General features: G+C 53.0%; 10 protein-coding genes. 4 read left to right on the plus strand and 6 right to left on the minus strand.

Annotation, left to right across the window (positions count from 1 at the left end):
- From BDD14_RS00005 to BDD14_RS00015, 3 genes are all read right to left on the minus strand, one after another.
- Window positions 1-998: tyrosine-type recombinase/integrase (locus tag BDD14_RS00005; RefSeq protein WP_165419826.1), on the minus strand; the 998-nt coding region annotated here is incomplete at its 3' end.
- Between the two features lie 470 nt (window positions 999-1468).
- Window positions 1469-3112, minus strand: a complete 1644-nt coding sequence (locus BDD14_RS00010) for a hypothetical protein (protein WP_130417035.1) — start codon at window positions 3110-3112, stop codon at window positions 1469-1471.
- A 3-nt stretch (window positions 3113-3115) separates the two neighbouring features.
- Window positions 3116-4204 (minus strand): tyrosine-type recombinase/integrase, encoded by a 1089-nt coding sequence (locus BDD14_RS00015; RefSeq protein ID WP_130417036.1) that lies wholly within the window; start codon window positions 4202-4204, stop codon window positions 3116-3118.
- Between the two features lie 770 nt (window positions 4205-4974).
- Here BDD14_RS00015 and BDD14_RS00020 point away from each other — a divergent pair.
- From BDD14_RS00020 to BDD14_RS00030, 3 genes are all read left to right on the plus strand, one after another.
- Entirely contained in the window at window positions 4975-5574 is a 600-nt protein-coding gene (locus BDD14_RS00020) for a hypothetical protein (RefSeq protein ID WP_130417037.1), read from the plus strand.
- A gap of 95 nt (window positions 5575-5669) precedes the next feature.
- Window positions 5670-6074, plus strand: a complete 405-nt coding sequence (locus BDD14_RS00025; protein ID WP_130417038.1) for a hypothetical protein — start codon at window positions 5670-5672, stop codon at window positions 6072-6074.
- A gap of 894 nt (window positions 6075-6968) precedes the next feature.
- Window positions 6969-7550, plus strand: a complete 582-nt coding sequence (locus tag BDD14_RS00030; RefSeq protein ID WP_130417039.1) for a hypothetical protein — start codon at window positions 6969-6971, stop codon at window positions 7548-7550.
- A 742-nt stretch (window positions 7551-8292) separates the two neighbouring features.
- On the opposite strand, the gene BDD14_RS00035 is transcribed toward BDD14_RS00030, so the two are convergent.
- Window positions 8293-9552, minus strand: a complete 1260-nt coding sequence (locus tag BDD14_RS00035; protein ID WP_130417040.1) for a tyrosine-type recombinase/integrase — start codon at window positions 9550-9552, stop codon at window positions 8293-8295.
- A gap of 56 nt (window positions 9553-9608) precedes the next feature.
- Window positions 9609-9863 (minus strand): helix-turn-helix domain-containing protein, encoded by a 255-nt coding sequence (locus tag BDD14_RS00040; RefSeq protein ID WP_130417041.1) that lies wholly within the window; start codon window positions 9861-9863, stop codon window positions 9609-9611.
- A 1146-nt stretch (window positions 9864-11009) separates the two neighbouring features.
- Here BDD14_RS00040 and BDD14_RS00045 point away from each other — a divergent pair.
- Entirely contained in the window at window positions 11010-14831 is a 3822-nt protein-coding gene (locus BDD14_RS00045; RefSeq protein WP_130417042.1) for a DUF7948 domain-containing protein, read from the plus strand.
- Here BDD14_RS00045 and BDD14_RS00050 read toward each other — a convergent pair whose 3' ends face one another.
- Window positions 14832-15047 (minus strand): helix-turn-helix domain-containing protein, encoded by a 216-nt coding sequence (locus BDD14_RS00050; RefSeq protein ID WP_130417043.1) that lies wholly within the window; start codon window positions 15045-15047, stop codon window positions 14832-14834.
- Window positions 15048-15576 lie beyond the last annotated feature (529 nt).

Below are 15576 nucleotides of genomic sequence, written 5' to 3' on the forward strand. Positions count from 1 at the left end.
GCGGGACCCGCCAGTTGATCTGCCCGCAATGCTTTGTCAAAGCTCTCGATGGAGACCCTATCAGTTTCCTCCTCCATGAGCATCCACAGTTCCAGATCATTCCCAACGTAATAGTCGGTCATCGAGAGGGAGATGTGCTTAAAGTGTTCCTTTAGAGCGAGCAAATTCGTTGTATCGTATCTGACGACGTATCTTGCAAACGTGCGTCGAAACATGTGCGGATGGATGTGATAAGTCTGCCCGCGTGAGTTCTTCAGACCGAGCATCGTTACATAGAGTCTCAATCTCCGGAGGATCGTGGGCTGTAACAATGGAGCGGAGGTTCGATACCGCCCATAGGTCGATGGTATCGGCAGCCATAAATATGGGGTCCTCGCGTGCCGGCGCACGTTGCTTCCCAACCGCTCCAACACTTGGACCGCCTTGGCGCAAACGGGTCCTCCCAGCCACTTGGCCTCACGGCCGTCGGGGACGCCTTGCATTTTGAAAACGCGACTGTGCAGCCACACCAAGGACGGCTGCTCCGGGTGGGTTTCTGTTTGACAGCAGCCCTCTCGCATGGAGAGCAACTCACTGAGGCGCATGCCGGTGGCGAACGCGATCAACACAAAGCATGCAGTCTGGAGATAAGACAGCTCCGTACTCAACTGCCGTAGGGAACGCACACCCTTTTCGAGTCGGGTGCCAGCAAGTTGATATGTTTCCAGTGTCTGCTGACGTAAGCAGCGCGTACCAAGATGTTGAACCTGAGCGGAACCGCGGTGTATCCCGAAAGCTTCAACTCGTTCCGACATCTCCAGCAGGTAGGGGGCGTATTGCTCAACGTACTGAAGCGATGCACGCACCAATGGTCCGAGGATCTCCTCGGGAATGATCTCAGTCTTGCTTCCAAACGAACGGGGATCTTTTCCAGCGACCTTAGCGGCGGCCTCGCCCAGTAACGGGTCAATCGTCAACCCATCCGTCATTACGCCCCTGTATTGATGGAGTTTCTGCATCAGCTGAATACTTCTGTATCTTCCCGCTCTGCTGGTATCGGAAGACATAAGGTTTTGAATGTAGTCCTCACAATGGTGGGGCAATACGTCCTTGAACCGAAGGATCGGATTGGAATAACTCGTCAGATAAACGATGAACCGCTTCAAGGGCTTAAACAAGTTCCGTAGAGTTGCAGGTGCAAGAGCTGGCCCGTCGACCGGATGCCAGCGCACGGCGTAGATGAATTGCTTCGATGCCATCAGAAGAGATCGGAATTGCGCATCCGTGAATAGGCCTCCGCCCGGCATTTTGAAAGACCAAAATATCCGTTTATCGTGGCCACCAGCAGCAGGATTTCGGTTCTCATTCGAAAAATCCCATATGTGATCGGAGAACCGTGAGTTCAAGGACACTTGGCGGTTGTCAACCCGCAGGCCGCGTGGTCGCGCCATCCATGCCGCCGTGGCCGGCAGCCGGTTGGAGCTACGGCTCACCGCAGCACTCCCTTTGCTATGACAAGCGCGCCGTCTTCGAGTTCTTTCGCCTGTCGCATAGCCGCTTCTACCTGCTCCGGGCGAAACGCTGAGATGATGTTGTCGTTGAGGATTCGCACGCTATCTCCGTAAACTTCATCCCAGTCTTCCGGCTTCATTTCTGATCGCAAATGCAGGAATCGATTGCGAGTCGCAATGACCCAGGGTAGGTCCTCGAGAAACCATAGACCATTCGGGCAGCTGAAGCATGCATGAAACGATGTACATAATTGCCCTTTCCGCTCGCCGATCTGTGGCGAATCGTATGGGTTGCGGCACGTCCCGCAACCAGTGTCAAAGCGACCTTCGACAATTTGTGCAGCCTGTGGCTTAGGTAAATTCAACCGCTTGATGCCAACCTTTCGTGTCTCCGGGATAACGGTGACGCGTTCAACCATGCGCTCCTGCGCCTTCTGAATCACACGGGCATTGAATTGTTCGCTGATCTGATTGAGCACGTACCTTATGGTCGTGGAGAAGTGCGCGTGCTGAAGAAACTGGCGGACCTTTCCCAAATTGCCACCCGTTTGGAGATAGAGCAGCGTGGCTGCGGAGGGACGAATGTTGGACAAGTTGAAATGTGGCAACTGGTGTCGATCACGGAACTCCTTCACTCGCCGAGAAGACAGCCGTGGCGCTGTATAGGACGAAATGAGCCGGTGTTTGAGCAGCGTATTCTCACTGAAATAGAGAAAGAGCTTTTTGTTTGCAGGAGTATCTGTTTTCAGTGCAAGCGGCTCCGTATATTGGCGCACAAACTGGATCAGTTCCACAACCCCCATCTGTTTGCGTCGATCGACACGATGAAGCTGCTTCTGCTGTCTCCCAGCCCGTGGTTTGTCCCACACGCAATAGAAATATTCTTCATCAATCTCATGCGGCACAATGCAATCTCGCTCCAGCCTGTACAGTGCGTCGGAGTTAATGCCTGAACGGGCGGCAATGAGGATCATGAACGGTATGAGCTGCTGGGCACTCGTGGGCACGTCACCGGGCTCGTAGCCTTGTCGGATGGCAATAATCTGCTTTGTAGCCGCGGCCAGTATCTTCTTAAATGTGGCCGGTGACAGCGCCTTGGAAGTTGGCCGTTCGTTTCCTACGCCGGGAAATACATTGCTCGGGGTGGAAAAGCCCGGATCAAACTCCGTTGGGTAAAGCCGCTTAGCCTGACGCAGTAACCAACAGCACATCGAGAGAGATTGTGCGGCTGATTTCCTTTTAAGCCGGCGTTTGACCAGAAGCCAGATCGCCATCTCCTTTAGAACATCCTGATGTAACTGCCGAGCGGATCGCACGTCGGCTTGAGTCTTCTTGCGATAGTCCAGGAAGCGACTGAAGAGCCGGAGGTGGTGCGCGTGAGCGGTCAGCGTGGCTTTCGGTTGGCCCTCTTGATGCACAATCCAGAAGGCATTCGCCAGCACACGCGCTAGCCGAGGGCGTGACGACAAGAACGTGAGCCTTATGGTGAAAGGTTTTTCTCCCGACCTCTGGAAGGTCTGCTCAAGAGGTACGTTACCGGTTCGGATCTGGGCAAGGTCATGCTTCTGAATCTGCTCTTCATCGATGAGTTCCCAGCGTCGACCTGCCCCGCTCTTTCGCATAGATCAGTCTTCCAATAACCGCTCAACGAAGCTGTTGTGTTCAGTGACCAAATCGCTCCTCATACGCTCGGTCACGTGGAGGTACCGCTCAGTAGTTGCCATGCTTGCGTGCCCCAGTTCCATCTGAAGCGTCTTCAAAGGATTCGGCGCGCCGATGTCCTGAAGGTATGCGAGTCGCTCGACTGCGTAGGCATGGCGAAGTAGGTGTGGCCAGATATGCATACCGGTTCGTTTGCAGTTGGTCGAGAACACGCGATTGATTGCTGGCGTTTGAAGCGGTTTCCCTTTTCGTCCGAGAAAGACAGTGCCGGAATGCTTAACGCCGCGTGCGCACTGCCGACGTTCCATATGGATGTATCTGGCAATAGACCGCAGCAGACGCACGGGGAACAAGACCAGTCTCCACTTCTGTCCTTTGCCGAGGATCTTGACAGCGACAGTGCCTCTGTCTATCGAGGCAGGATCCTTAGGGAGTGCTTTTAAAGGCAGTGCGCACACTTCCGCGGAACGCATACCGGTAAGCCAAAGCACCTCTGCGATTAGTCGGTCTCGCCAGATACGAAAGCTCTTTATGAACTGCCGCACCTCTCGGCGCGGTGGGATCTGTGGCTCCGCCATCCGTTCTCTCAACCTCAAGTCACCTCCCGCAATCTGACCGGCATTCGGCTTGGCGCGTGGCTTAAACTCGCTGAAGTTCCGGTAAGGAATTCGACCGGTTCCCAATTCAAATGGAAGTGCGTTGATCCAACCTTGCTTCTGGGCGAACTGGTAGAACTGACAGATTACTGACAGTTTGTGATTGATTGTGCTGCGTTTGAGCGGACGACCTGTTTGAAAACTTGCCTCCGAGGCGAGAATATTTCGATAGGTTGCGATGTTCAGTTCAGTGACATTGCGCCATCCAAGACCGACGTTCTGACAGAAGCTCAACCAATCGGCCAACTGATATGCGTAGCTCCGCCATGTTTTCGGGGATCTGGTCGTGCCACTGACGATGCTCATCCTTGTCAGAAAGGCATTCGGCTCCAATTCCCATCGCATCTCTGAATCGAGCAGAAAAGGCCGCCCATCTTCATCAAAGAATAGATGCATATGAACCTCAGACGAAGTTGATCTGATTTTGCATGACACTCACTAGAGTGTGAGAAGATCCCGCCTTTGAATAAGAAATTGCAGAGAAAAAAGCAAAGTCTAATACATTGCTGGGCAGGGGAAGGGGGAAACAGCCCCCCTTCCCCTGCACCCCATCCCCCGAAACTACTAGGGCAGAATGGAGTCATGCATACGACGGGAATAGCTTAGATAACGTCAGGAGCCTTTCATTAACAACGTACTGGCGACCAGCGCTCTGGCTATGCTCACCCGACTGCTTCGATACGGTACGCTCGATCATCATGGCGCGTTCTACAACGCCGCCACTGGCCGGGCAGTGCCCCTGCCGATAGATCGCGATGTATGGGAAAAGCAGGCACGCCGTCGACGCAGGTTGAGGACGGGGTGATTTTCGCTCGATGTTGCTGTTCTTCAAACTGATCAAGAGGCATGACGCCCGCAGTCGTGCATGAGAAAGACTGCTTTGTGCCCGCCTCGTTTGAGGATCAATGTAACGTGAGACAAGGCTTGTAGGCCCCCGCCTGACCTGCAGAAAGCAAGGTCTCGTGATCGCCCTTGTCTCAGATCTTTCGCCTACATGCTAATCGCTCGCTGGTATTGGGAAACGCTTACCGGTTAGTTTAGTTTTTGGGCGCTTCTAGTTCACTTCTCTCAACTTCATTCCCAACACATTCCGGCATCCCTAGCCGGGCCCTGGCTTGCCACTCGGCAGGCCTTTTCTTAGTCGTCAAACCACAAGGAGAACCTCAATGCTCTTGACCATGGAGTCGAAAACCGCCGCCCACCACAAGCTCGAAGCTTTAATTGCGAAAGGGAGAGCCACTGCTAGCAACGTGGTAGATCACGTCATGAACAACCAGCCGAACGACCGCCTCGCGCGTGGTGTTGACTTCGAGTTCCAGGCGGATGCAGATTCGACTACGATCAAAGTCGCCTACCCTGACACTGGCTCCGCGGACGGCAAGCTGGTGCAGACGCTCCACCGCAATGCGCTCACCCAGATGGCGCACACGACCGATCTGCCGATTAAGTTCATCGACGGCTTGCAGAATACGGCATCACCGTGGGGCAGGGAACTCCTTGCCCACAACCTCAATACGGTCTTCCGCAACCGGCTGCCCAAGAACCGCTACCTGCTGCGTTCGCTTGGGCCGGAGCTTCGAGGCTTCCTCTCGGATCGCTACAGTCGTCTGGACTCTCGGCCGATCATCGAGGCGTTCGCAACCGCAGTACAGCGGAAAGGGGCCCTTGCCTACGATGGCTATGTCACAGACCCCAAAGTGGCGATCCAGGCGATCATGCCGGAAGTGTACGAGCCAATTCCAGGAGAACTGGTCGCTACGGACTGAGCCTCGAGAACTCGGATTTCGGTAACGGCGCCCTGTCCGTCCGAGCGTACCTTCTCCGTATATGGTGCACGAATCTGGCGATCACGCAGGAAGAGATGCGACAGGTCCACCTCGGCAAGCGGCTCGACGACTCCGTCCTTTACTCTCGCCGCACGTATGAGCTGGATGCTCGTGCGACTGTGAGTGCTTTGAAGGATGTCATCGAAGGCCAGCTTGACGCTGAATCTTTGAAGCGTCGTATGGAGGCTGTCAGGCATGCCAACGAACAGGCGGTTGATCCAAGGTCGGCGAAGGAGACCTTCAGGAAGCTGTTGCAGAAGGGGGAATCAGAGGCTGCCGCGCAGGCGTTCGACTCGACAGACACCTATAACCTGCCTGCCGGCAACACGAATTGGCGTCTTTCGAATGCCATCTCGTGGATTGCGGGGCAAACGAAAGACGCCGAGCGCAAGCTCGATTTGATGAAGATCGCAGGAGACGTCTTGCCCAAAGCCGCATGATCCGGACTGGGGTGTCGCAGCACCCCAGTGGCTTTCGTCGGATTATTTCTCGTATAGCGGTGTCCGGTCCTGACAACGAGAGAATCGGCGGCGGCCTCCCCGAGGACTCAAGATCTACTTCGCCGCCGGTATCGGTGTGTTCTTGGTGGCGGTGCATATCTCGATGCACCTCACCAGCCATAGTGTTAACTACGGTCACTGACCCTCAGGGCCGTGGCGCACCGGGGAGCATTGTCCAACGAGGTCATTGCGGCCCGGCTGGATACCCTACGCCAAACCATCAGTAAGTGGGCGCAAGAGCTTTTCGAGTGGCGCGTTTGGTTACAAAAAGAATTCTTTCAGATCAAAGCCACCCACTGTACATAAGCTGCATTAGCGGACAGACTCAGGCTGCCTCCTTCTCCAATCCCTCGGTCTGAAGAAGTTCTGCAACACGGACCTTGATCTCATCGCGCACGGCCCGAACCTCATCCATGTGACGGCCTTTGGGATCGGGTAAACTCGGTTAAGGCTGTTCTAGGATCTGCGAAAATCGCGATTTTCGAAAATTCCATTCCAGCTTTTCTCCTCATTCCGTTTCCAACGCCACTGGGTTCCCCAGAAGTTTTCATTGCACGCCTTGGTGGGTGTTTGTGGTTGCTGCATAAGACAGAACGCGAAAATCAGAAATATCGCTAATTTCGCGGAAATGGCCGTTAGGCCCCATACCCTTTCCATCTTTTTCAATTACTTGCCGAATGGACTGAAGTTTGCAAAGGGAGGAGAGTAAGCCTGCTGAGCAAAGCCTAGTACCGGTTCAGAGGGTAAACCTAAACATCTCTCAGCCCAGGAGGAGGCCGGGCTGCTGACAATGCATCAGTCTCAGGCGTAGGCCATGGAGTGATGGAGCAGCGTATGCTTCTTGATGACTACTTACCCGAGTTCGACGTGCGAACGACCTATGCCACCCGCATCGCTGCGTCTCCTGAGAGGGTGTATGCAAGCCTGTGGACCGCTAGCTTCGACCATTGGGGGGTAACGCGGGTACTTTATGCAGTACGCATGCTCCCATCGTTTCCGTCGCGACCGCATGAGACATGGCGCCGCTTCCGTGACGAGCTGTTTCGGCAGCGCTTTAGTCTCGACGAGATGCTCTCAAAAGGCTTCGCTCTACTTGGGGAGCGCCCGGGCGAAGAACTCGTGCTTGGCACAATTGGTCGCTTTTGGCGTGCCCATGGAGAACTGTGCGCGACCAGCCCAGTTCAATTCCGTGCACCCGCCCCTTCGGGAACCGCGAAGGCGGCATGGAACTTCGAAGTGGGTATACGGGCGGACGGCGCCACAGAGTTGAGGACCGAGACTCGAGTATTGTGCGCAGATGTCGCGACAAGACGACAATTTCGCTCGTACTGGATGCTGATCAGACCATTCAGTGGCCTGATCCGGCAGGAGATGCTGGCCGCGGTCAGAAGCGCAGCGGAATCGGGTCATAATTGAAGTGCTGATCTAAAATATGAGATTGTCTGAGCGCGCCTCATAGGTGAACTGTAATCGCCATCTGAGAGTTAAGTTTCGGATTGCGCGCCCACTCGTACATGAATCGAGTATGAGTTAGGGAACGGTCCGCGGCTCACCCGGCCACATCGGCACCTTGGGATCTTCGACGAAATTGACTGGGCGGCACGCTCAGCCCTCGCCTCGCCGCGTCGATCAACTTGCGGTCACCTTTCTGCGGCGACGTTGCGGCCCTTCTACATTCTCCAGCTTGTCAAATACTCCAACGGTGTTTCCCTAACCAGTGCTCGAAGCCAACCGCAAAGGCAAAACGGGACATATCGCGGCGGCCGCCAGCGATTCGACCTGTCCAAGAATGCAAATAGAGGCGATGCGGCGAGACCGTTTTACCGCGCCCGAGATCCAAGATACGAACGCAGGGTTGTAGGTTGCACCAGCGGTGAACCGGGTCCGAGCATTGAGTTTCGTAACACCCTCGGGTTGGCTCCTCTCCCCTTTGTTGCGACCGCAAATACTGTCCCCCTTTTTGTACCCACGCTCTTTCAAAATGAGTCATAATCGGGCACATACAGGTAGCAATTCGAAAAGCGGGGGAAGGGTCTAAGTGAATGATCGATAACAACTTATAACAACGGATCGTAGCAGGAGGCACGGCAGATTCCAGAGCTGTTAACCGAAGGGTTGTAGGTTCGAGTCCTACCTCAGGAGCCAAAGAATCAATCACTTACAGCGTTCTCCTCTCTCGGCTTCGCCGAATTGCTGTGATGCCTCTCAAGTTCCTCCCTGCTACACCCATATTTTCAACCGATGCCGTCCAGCCTTCGAGCACTGCAGCCGTGCGTGAGTTCACAGCTCGCAGAACGCTCTGCTCAATCGTCTGGACATATACGTCACCGGTTGTCGTGATGCTGGCATGCCGCAGTATGCCCTGAGTGTCTTTCAAGGTTCCATGTTTCTGCATATCCGTACCCAACGTCCTTCGCATCACCTGAAAGGTGACGAGGTGGTCAGGGATTCCCAACTTACGGGCGATCGGACGCACGCTCCATGTCAGGAAGTTCTTTCCCCAGCGGGGTACTGCCTGCCCTTTCCGTTTTCCACGTCCGAACGTGGGGAACATCAGGGCATCAGGGGAGGAGTCAGCGCAAAGCCGTCGCCAGTTCTCGATGACTGGACGAACCAACTCCGGTACCGGGATTGGCGCTTTACTCTGCTTTGTCTTGAATCTACCCACGTAGAGCTTGCCTTCGTAGGCGGTACCATGTGGCATCAGCGACTCGCCATTCCATGATTTCCATTGCATTCCCATCACTTCGCTGGCGCGCGGCCCGCAGAATATACCGACGCACAGCAGGCAGAGATCATGCACATCATTGATCGCTCCAAGCAGCGAGAGAATTTGCTCTCTCGTCATGACTGGCCTCTCAACCGACTTGGTCTGTGGCTTAGTCACGTCTTCTCCGGGATCCTCGCTAAGATATTTCTGCTTCTTTGCAAGTCGAGTAATTGCGCGGATGTTCGTGAAGCAGTGACTAACCACGGCCTCTGAATAGTCCTTCGCTGCCAACTGATTTAGCCAAATCTGGATCCCGAAGGCGTCCAGCTTTCGAAGTGGCAGGTCTCCAAAATGCGAGATGAGGTAGTGTCCGAGCTCATACGTATTCGACTTCTTATAAGCAGGACTCCATGTACCTTCTCGCATCGGGATGAATCGCTGATTTACAAACCAGCGAAAGGTCACTGACTCGTCGGGCGGAAGTGTAGGCACACTGCCGGTTCCCCCGCTCTCCTTGACGATGATCTCTTGCAACATCTGCTGGGCCTTCCATTTGGGTGTATTGGCCTTTGGGCAGATCGAAACGTTGCGGTGACTACGAACCTCCTTTCCGTCGTGATTCTTTTGGTACACCACATACTTGCCGTACCACATCTTCACCTTCTGCCCCGAAAGGTAGACGGTGCCCTTCTGATACTTCATTGCCATGCTTGTTCTCCGTTTCTAACTCTGTTTCTGGTCGTGGAGAACTTCTTTTGATACCCCTATCGGGGTGGATGCGAAGGTGGGTCTGTAGAAAGACCCGCCATGAAGGCCTTTACATCGCCCCATATGTAACGTACGAGCGGACCCAGCTTGATCGCACGGATCTTCGGTGAACGTCGGGTTGTATGGTCCCGCACCCAGCGCTCGGAGACGCGAAGTATGGCTGCAACTTCGCGCGCGGTAAGAAGGTAGTCATCGTGATAGTCCGGTGGGCCCGAACTTGCGTCTTGCAGGTGCCTGTTGTTCTTCAACATGCCAGGACTCTATCGACCTAGCGTCTGCCGAAGGGGCATTGGAGAGTGAGAGTAGAGTCTTCCCAATGGCGCTCCAATAAAATGCTTCTTTTTATGTGGTTGGAAGGCAAGGAATGCTCAAGCAGGGAGCGAGTGTAGAGTCTAACTTCCGCCTCTTCAAGCCCCTATTGACTCCCTGCAATCTGCAACGTGCTGGATGCAACGTTATGCTTCTCGTCATGAACGGTCATTCGGTCATTTAGGGTCTCTTTCGAAGGTGTGGCTGTTGCGGCAGCACGGACGCATGAGCTGACGCAACAGCGGTACTGGTGTTTTTGGGGCTATGGAATCTTCAACATCTGATCGGCGGTGAACTGCATGGCTCGGAAGTGAAGAAATGGAGAGCCGGTCTTGTTAGATCGTGGTTCCGGATGCCGCATCTGAAACACGGTGCCGGTCATCTATGAATTCGTGCCCGGTATGCGGTTGGCCAGGTGGAAAAGCTCAGCCAGAATGGAGTCGTCCGGCGCATTGAGATTGGAGATGTTCGGCACGGCGGGTTTGACACCGACTATCGTTGTACGGGGGCGAATTGATTGGATTCAGCACAACGCAAGCTCCTGCCTTAAGCAGCCACTAAAAGACCCTCGCATCAGAGCGGATCTCCCCGCCCAGATAGCCCCTGGGCAGAGAGAGAGCAATTGAAACGAGACGGGCTATGGATTCTGATACCACGGAAATGACTCGATCCCGCGAAGATAATCGCGGAGGAGTAGGTCCTGCTTCAGTCGCATCATCACTTGGGATTGCTCGGAATCGCAATACCCAAGCACCCTTCTCAATCTGTGACTGGATAGTCCAGCAACCACAAAACGCAGGTTAGACTCTGCCCTCCTTGGCGCGTGTTGCGAGGTGCTCCAGGTTATGCGGCTGGTTGGTCTGTAAGGCGCGTAGCGAAAGTGTGTCTTAATCGATGAACGTTGATATGTGGTGCGGCAAGCTTCTTGGAACTACGTCCCTCTGATCCACGTGTCGCTCACACGCGCCGCGCGTTTAAATGGGTTCTTGAGAGCATCTAAATTACGCAATGAATTGCATAGGCCGCGATAAAGAAGAGTGCTGTTATATATTGTTTTGTATTCAACTCCACTTTAGCTTGGTCTCTTCATGTCCAATTGCAAACTTCGTTATTTCGAATACGTCCTCTGTCTGCTTCTGGGCTTTGTGCAACCTGCCTTTACCCAGTCGATTTCGAAAGTGGCCTTCGAAGGCTACGGGAAAATCCCTCTGAGCTTCGAAATGAACCAAGGACAAGCTAATTCTTCAACGAGGTTCATTTCACGTGGAATTGGTTATTCCTTATTACTGGAAGATCGGGGTGCGACCCTCATCCTCTCAAATAAAGGAACCAGAGGCGCGTCTCGAGAAGTATCGACTCCGAAGAACAAGGAACATGTCCCGACGGATGTAATCAGGATGCAACTCGCTGGTTCCCGTACGATAGCGCATCCTGTTGGAACAGAAAAATTAGGCGGCACAGTTAATTACCTGCGCGGAACTTCTCCTTCTCAATGGCACACTGCAATTCCGACCTATGGAAAGGTTAAATATTTGAATGTCTACTCAGGGGTTGACCTCGTCTACTACGGGAATCAGAGGCATCTCGAATTCGACTTTGAAGTCGCTCCAAATGGAAAAACTGAATCCATCCAGCTTCGATTTACGGGCACACAAAAGTTGAGGCTAGATCAGGAAGGAAGCCTCACGATTCTCGGCTTCAACGGAGAAGTCAGTTTTCACAAACCTGTCATTTACCAGATTGATAGGAAAGGCAAACATTTTATAAAGGGATGGTTCGCCCTCTCCGCTGCGGATACCGTGGGGTTTCACGTTGGAAACTATGATCGAACTAAACCTTTGATCATTGATCCGATACTTAGTTATTCAACCTATCTTGGCAATTATGGCCTCGGTTATGCCATCACGACAGACACCGATGGAAATGCTTATATCACGGGTGCAGCAGGACTTGATTTTCCTACCACAGCTGGCGCTCCGGAACAGGTTAGCGTGTCCCAAAATAAAAACCTCAACAGCGTCTTTGTTACGAAACTCAATGCGTCTGGCACAGCACTTATATATTCCACATATCTCAGCGGAACCGGCAACGATTTTGGCAAAGCTATCGCGGTGGATAATGAAGGAAACGCCTATATCGCAGGATCAACTAATTCAACAGATTTTCCGACATCACCGGGAGCCTTTCAATTAGAGAACAGGGCAGGTCCTTATGCTACGTCCTTTATTACGAAGCTAAATAAAACAGGAACAGCACTAATCTATTCGACCTACCTTGGCGGAAGCCATATAAAGAACAGCGGCCAATTCACTGTTCCCGGAACGCTGGATACGCCCGTCTCTATTGCGGTGAACGAAGCAGGGGAAGCCTTTGTTGCGGGGCTTTCCGGTGCGACAGATTTTCCAACGACTTCCGGAAGCTACCAAAGCATCAATAATGCGAAAGCCACTTCTACTTTTTTAACCAAGCTCGATGCTTCTGGCACGGCCCTTGTTTACTCCACTTATCTAGGGGGCAGCGGAACTGAAGATCCTACTAGCGCCTTTCTCGATGCCGCTGGAAATTTCTATGTAGCTGGAGCGACCTCATCTTCTGATTTCCCTACTACAGCTAATGCTCTTCTGAAGGCATTCCAGGCAGGGGGATGGAACGGATTTTTAACGAAGATGAATACGACCGGAACAGAGCTTTTGTACTCCACTTATTTTTATGCCGCAGTAAGCGCAATGACGGTAAACAAATCAGGAGAGGCCTATCTTGCCGGTTCTACTGTCGTAAATAGCCTTCCAATTACTTCTGGAGCATTCCAATCTTCGATCAAACCTTTAAGCCAAAATGTTTTTATCGCGAAGCTAAATAATTCCGCTTCCAATCTGATCTATTCTACTTATCTCGGAGGGAGCAAAAATGATGCCGGAGGCACGGGGGAGGACTACGCTCTAGGCATCACACTCGATCAGTTGGATAATGCCATTGTGGTCGGCACAACTGATTCGACGGATTTTCCAACCACGCCAGGCGCTTTATCCCATCAAAATACAGCATGGATCGAATCCTTAGGGCTTGGCGCATACCTAACAAAATTTAATAAAACAGGCACCGCGTTGCTTTACTCAACTTATTTTGGGGGAAGCGGAGACCCTAGCGAGAACCAAGGCGATGGCATGACAAGTGCTGCGTCGGACTCGTCCGGAAACATCTATGTCACGGGAGTAACCAGCTCTACTGATCTCCCAATCACAGCGGGCGTGTTCCAACCATATCCTCTAGCAGAGAGTGCCTTCGTTACAAAGTTTAATGGGGCTGAAATGACCGCTCTTCCACCGACAACGACTGATGTAACCGCTGATGTAAATCCTCAGGTGTCCGGAGACCCAGTTGCCTTTACCGCAGTTGTCCACGGCAACGGCGGTAATCTTCCTGCGGGAACGATCGGTGTAAGTGTGAATGGGAATCCCTGGTCAGTTTATTCGCTAGATCAGACGAGCGCGGCAACGTTTTCGATGACAACATTGCCGGCTGGCTCGGATACAATCGTCACGTATTACCTTGGCGACGCTAATAATGCTCCCAGCGTCAACTATTTTAGCGAGACCGTTACCCCCGGCTCCGGAAGACTCCCCGTTACCCTGATCGTAACTCCGAGCGCGAATCCAGTTCTCTATGCAACTCCATTAACCCTGGATGTTTCTGTAGTCGACCCCTCTAAAAAGGGTGTACCCGTAGGTACCCTTGAACTTGTATTCAGCGGTTTCCCGGTTTATCAAAATCGCAGCTTGTACAAAGGTATCCTCGATTCGTCTGGACATATCCGATTTACGACGAAATCCTTGCCGATAGGAACGGATAAGCTTTTCGCGAATTTCTATGCCTCGAATGCAAACTATGCAAATAATAGTCTCCAATTTACAGAGACTGTCGCACAGAGTGCAGCCGCTGATCCTATGTTTTCTCCACCTGCGGGAACCTATACAGGTCCTCAAATTGTCACAATCACAAGTTCAACCGCGAATGCCACTATTCACTACACGGTTGATGGCAGCACACCCACTGCAGCAAGTCCTTCTTATAGCCAACCGATCACGGTGCAGTCATCCGTAACCATACGGGCTATCTCCTCGGCCGCAGGGTATGCCGACAGCTCCGTTGTATCGTCGGCTTACACAATCAACTCTCCAGCGCCAGCTCCATCGATTACTCCCCCTCCGGGAACGTACACCTCACCTCAGCAGATCGAACTGTCTGATGCTCTGACTAATTCCAAAATTTATTACACGACGGATGGAAGCACGCCGACGATCCAATCGCTGCTGTACACAACGCCAGTTTCACTAAACTCCACGTCGACTGTTCAGGCAGTTGCGATCGCCGATGGTTATTCTCTGAGCAGCATTACGTCAGCTGTTTACACAATCAGTCTTCCTACACCTGATTTCTCTGTGTCAGTTGCTGATTCTTCAGTCACGGTATCTCAAACTCAACCTGGGAAGACATCCATCAAGCTGGTGCCAAGTACTGGGTTCACCGACTCCGTTTCATTGAGTTGTTCGGGACTCCCTGCAGGGCTCTCCTGCAGTTTTTCTCCTCAAGCTATCAGCCCCGGCGTGCCGGCCTCTATGCTCACGATCTCTAAAATTCCTTCGAATAGTGCCTACCTGCATATTTCCGGCAACTCTACCCCCTATCTTGCTTTCACTTTTCTTGCAGTATGGTGGGGTTGTCCCTGGTGTTTTCGCAAAGGAAGACTGGTGGGTTTGTTTTTCGCTTTTTCGAGCTTGCTTTTCCTGTTTGGGTGTGGTGGAGGAAAGTCGGGATCGTCCGGTTCGCCGATGCAGACAGCAAATGTCATGATCCAGGCTTCATCGGGAGCAACCGTTCACACAATTCCGCTAAGCATTTCGATATATTAGCTAGCGCTCAATCGACATCCAGCCGTTGGCTTCGAGCACCTTTAGCCATCGCATGATGGAGCGCTTGTCCATGCAGGACTTTTGCGCGATCAGTTCGATGCCGGGAAGCGCGGAACCCGAATCATTCGCGTGATCGGCAATCGCAAGCAGGGCCATTCTCTCTTTGAGGATTTGAGGCCCGTTGCTCCAAACCATGCTCGACACCTGAATGCTCATGCAACACCGCCGAGCTCGTTGAAGACGGGCGAGGTATCAAACGAGTTCAGGACGGTCTTGGTTCGGGCCGGGGCTGGACCAGGACTACGTCGGAGCAAACGCATGACATTCAGCTCGTCGAGACTGACCGTTCACCGCATCTAGTGACATCCATTATCGGCGTGACGAAAGAGATAACTCGCACGGACACGGGAACTATCTTCCTTCTGGGGGAAGGGAATATTACCGTCATTCGCCGGTTGGATGCCGAGCGAGAGTATGCATTTCAACAAGCGATCAACAGAAACGAGAAGCGTTTGGCGGATTCCTATCCTACACTCGTGTAGCAGGACACGGCGACACGTCGCTGTGCCCTCCTCCCATGATGATCCGCCAACTACTACGCAAGTTGTGGACTCAAGCGGTTCGGTGAGGCCCCCTGGTCCCGCAGCTGCGGTTGTTCCGCGAAGCATACAGTGGTTCGAAATGACGCGCCGAAAGGCGGGACCAATCTCTATTTTTGTCGCCTCGGAATTTTGGTACATCCACG

The sequence above is a fragment of the Edaphobacter modestus genome (assembly GCF_004217555.1).
Classification (GTDB): Bacteria; Acidobacteriota; Terriglobia; order Terriglobales; family Acidobacteriaceae; genus Edaphobacter; species Edaphobacter modestus.

Excerpts from the sequence above, each read along its gene's own strand:
- BDD14_RS00010 (WP_130417035.1), bottom strand. The coding sequence starts at position 3,112 with ATGCGAAAGAGCGGGGCAGGTCGACGCTGGGAACTCATCGATGAAGAG.
- BDD14_RS00015 (WP_130417036.1), bottom strand. The coding sequence starts at position 4,204 with ATGCATCTATTCTTTGATGAAGATGGGCGGCCTTTTCTGCTCGATTCA.
- BDD14_RS00020 (WP_130417037.1), top strand. The coding sequence starts at position 4,975 with ATGCTCTTGACCATGGAGTCGAAAACCGCCGCCCACCACAAGCTCGAA.
- BDD14_RS00025 (WP_130417038.1), top strand. The coding sequence starts at position 5,670 with ATGCGACAGGTCCACCTCGGCAAGCGGCTCGACGACTCCGTCCTTTAC.
- BDD14_RS00030 (WP_130417039.1), top strand. The coding sequence starts at position 6,969 with ATGCTTCTTGATGACTACTTACCCGAGTTCGACGTGCGAACGACCTAT.
- BDD14_RS00035 (WP_130417040.1), bottom strand. The coding sequence starts at position 9,552 with ATGGCAATGAAGTATCAGAAGGGCACCGTCTACCTTTCGGGGCAGAAG.
- BDD14_RS00040 (WP_130417041.1), bottom strand. The coding sequence starts at position 9,863 with ATGTTGAAGAACAACAGGCACCTGCAAGACGCAAGTTCGGGCCCACCG.
- BDD14_RS00045 (WP_130417042.1), top strand. The coding sequence starts at position 11,010 with ATGTCCAATTGCAAACTTCGTTATTTCGAATACGTCCTCTGTCTGCTT.
- BDD14_RS00050 (WP_130417043.1), bottom strand. The coding sequence starts at position 15,047 with ATGAGCATTCAGGTGTCGAGCATGGTTTGGAGCAACGGGCCTCAAATC.